At 53.2% G+C, this 3071-nt stretch carries 1 rRNA gene; it reads right to left on the bottom strand.

The features are described from left to right. Positions 1–34: 34 nt before the first annotated feature. Positions 35–2924 (bottom strand): 23S ribosomal RNA (locus ACHUE7_RS20635). Positions 2925–3071 lie beyond the last annotated feature (147 nt).

Genomic DNA, 3071 nt, shown 5'->3' with positions numbered 1-3071 from the left:
TTCCATCGGCGACCCAACACCCCTTGGGCGTTATATGGCCAAGCCGCACGGGCAATTAGTACAGGTTAGCTCAACGCCTCGCAGCGCTTACACACCCTGCCTATCAACCAGGTAGTCTTCCTGGGCCCTTTAGGAGACTCGAAGTCTCAGGGAAAACTCATCTTGAAGGGGGCTTCCCGCTTAGATGCTTTCAGCGGTTATCCTGTCCGAACGTAGCTACCGGGCAATGCGATTGGCATCACAACCCGAACACCAGGGGTTCGTCCACTCCGGTCCTCTCGTACTAGGAGCAGCTCTTCTCAATTTTCCAACGTCCACGGCAGATAGGGACCGAACTGTCTCACGACGTTCTAAACCCAGCTCGCGTACCACTTTAAATGGCGAACAGCCATACCCTTGGGACCGGCTTCAGCCCCAGGATGTGATGAGCCGACATCGAGGTGCCAAACACCGCCGTCGATGTGAACTCTTGGGCGGTATCAGCCTGTTATCCCCGGAGTACCTTTTATCCGTTGAGCGATGGCCCTTCCATACAGAACCACCGGATCACTATGACCTACTTTCGTACCTGCTCGACCTGTCCGTCTCGCAGTCAAGCACCCTTGTGCCATTACACTAACCGCATGATTTCCGACCATGCTTAGGGTACCTTCGTGCTCCTCCGTTACTCTTTGGGAGGAGACCGCCCCAGTCAAACTACCCACCACACACGGTCCCTGACCCGGATAACGGGCCTAGGTTAGAACCTCAAACTTGCCAGGGTGGTATTTCAAGGTTGGCTCCACGGTAACTGGCGTCACCGCTTCAAAGCCTCCCACCTATCCTACACAAGCAAGCTCAAAGTCCAGTGTGAAGCTGTAGTAAAGGTTCACGGGGTCTTTCCGTCTAGCCGCGGATACACTGCATCTTAACAGCGATTTCAATTTCACTGAGTCTCGGGTGGAGACAGCGCCCCCATCGTTACGCCATTCGTGCAGGTCGGAACTTACCCGACAAGGAATTTCGCTACCTTAGGACCGTTATAGTTACGGCCGCCGTTTACCGGGGCTTCGATCAAGAGCTTCGCCGAAGCTAACCCCATCAATTAACCTTCCGGCACCGGGCAGGCGTCACACCGTATACGTCCACTTTCGTGTTTGCACAGTGCTGTGTTTTTAATAAACAGTCGCAGGGGCCTGGTATCTTCGGCTGGCTTCAGCTCCGTCCGCAAGGGACTTCACCTAACGCCAGCGTGCCTTCTCCCGAAGTTACGGCACCATTTTGCCTAGTTCCTTCACCCGAGTTCTCTCAAGCGCCTTGGTATTCTCTACCTGACCACCTGTGTCGGTTTCGGGTACGGTTTCGGTGTACCTGAAGCTTAGAGGCTTTTCCTGGAAGCTGGGCATCAACCACTTCGGAGACCGTAGTCTCACCGTCATCGCATCTCAGCCTTAAGATCCCGGATTTTCCTAAGATCTCAGCCTACTTGCTTGAACCGGGACAACCAACGCCCGGATGGCCTAGCCTTCTCCGTCCCCCCATCGCAGTACACCCAAGTACGGGAATATTAACCCGTTTCCCATCGACTACGCTTTTCAGCCTCGCCTTAGGGGCCGACTCACCCTGCCCCGATTAACGTTGGACAGGAACCCTTGGTCTTTCGGCGTGCGAGTTTTTCACTCGCATTATCGTTACTCATGTCAGCATTCGCACTTCTGATACCTCCAGCAGACTTCTCAATCCACCTTCAACGGCTTACAGAACGCTCCTCTACCACTTGCACAAGTGCAAGTCCGTAGCTTCGGTACCATGTTTGAGCCCCGTTATATCTTCCGCGCAGGCCGACTCGACTAGTGAGCTATTACGCTTTCTTTAAAGGGTGGCTGCTTCTAAGCCAACCTCCTAGCTGTCTGAGCCTTCCCACATCGTTTCCCACTTAACATGGATTTTGGGACCTTAGCTGACGGTCTGGGTTGTTTCCCTTTCCACGACGGACGTTAGCACCCGCCGTGTGTCTCCCGGATAGTACTCACTGGTATTCGGAGTTTGCATGGGGTTGGTAAGTCGGGATGACCCCCTAGCCCAAACAGTGCTCTACCCCCAGTGGTATTCGTCCGAGGCGCTACCTAAATAGCTTTCGAGGAGAACCAGCTATCTCCCGGCTTGATTAGCCTTTCACTCCGATCCACAAGTCATCCCCTAATTTTTCAACATTAGTGGGTTCGGTCCTCCAGTTGATGTTACTCAACCTTCAACCTGCTCATGGATAGATCGCCGGGTTTCGGGTCTACATCATGCGACTGGACGCCCAGTTAAGACTCGCTTTCGCTACGGCTCCCCTATTCGGTTAACCTCGCCACATAATGTAAGTCGCTGACCCATTATACAAAAGGTACGCAGTCACCCCACGAAGGGGCTCCCACTGCTTGTACGTACACGGTTTCAGGATCTATTTCACTCCCCTCACAGGGGTTCTTTTCGCCTTTCCCTCACGGTACTGGTTCACTATCGGTCAACTGGGAGTATTTAGCCTTGGAGGATGGTCCCCCCATGTTCAGTCAGGATAACACGTGTCCCGACCTACTCGATTTCACACTGTTGGGTTTTCGTGTACGGGGCTATCACCCACTACGGCTGACCTTTCCAGGTCATTCCACTAACCGGCCCAGTGCTTAAGGGCTAATCCCCGTTCGCTCGCCGCTACTTGGGGAATCTCGTTTGATGTCTTTTCCTACGGGTACTTAGATGTTTCAGTTCCCCGCGTTCGCCTCCCGCACCTATGTATTCAGTGCGGGATACCTGCCTTAAGACAGGTGGGTTTCCCCATTCAGAGATGCTCGGATCAAAGGTCGTTTGCCACCTCCCCGAGCCTTTTCGCAGGCTACAACGTCTTTCATCGCCTCCAGTTGCCTAGGCATCCACCGTGTACGCTTCGTCACTTGACCATATAACCCGAAGGAGTGTCGTCACCTTTCAGTGCCATCACTTCATCGAAGCAATACGGTCGCAGACGGTTAGACAAAGTCTACGTTCAACGCTTGGTTCTTTCAGAACTTCATTTTGAGAAAACTTGATTAGATTGTTAAAGAACA

The organism is Saccharospirillum alexandrii, from assembly GCF_043641555.1.
Lineage (GTDB): Bacteria > Pseudomonadota > Gammaproteobacteria > Pseudomonadales > Natronospirillaceae > Saccharospirillum > Saccharospirillum alexandrii_A.
Note: the sequence above shows the minus strand (reverse complement) of the source record. Positions and strands in the feature narration are given on the sequence as shown.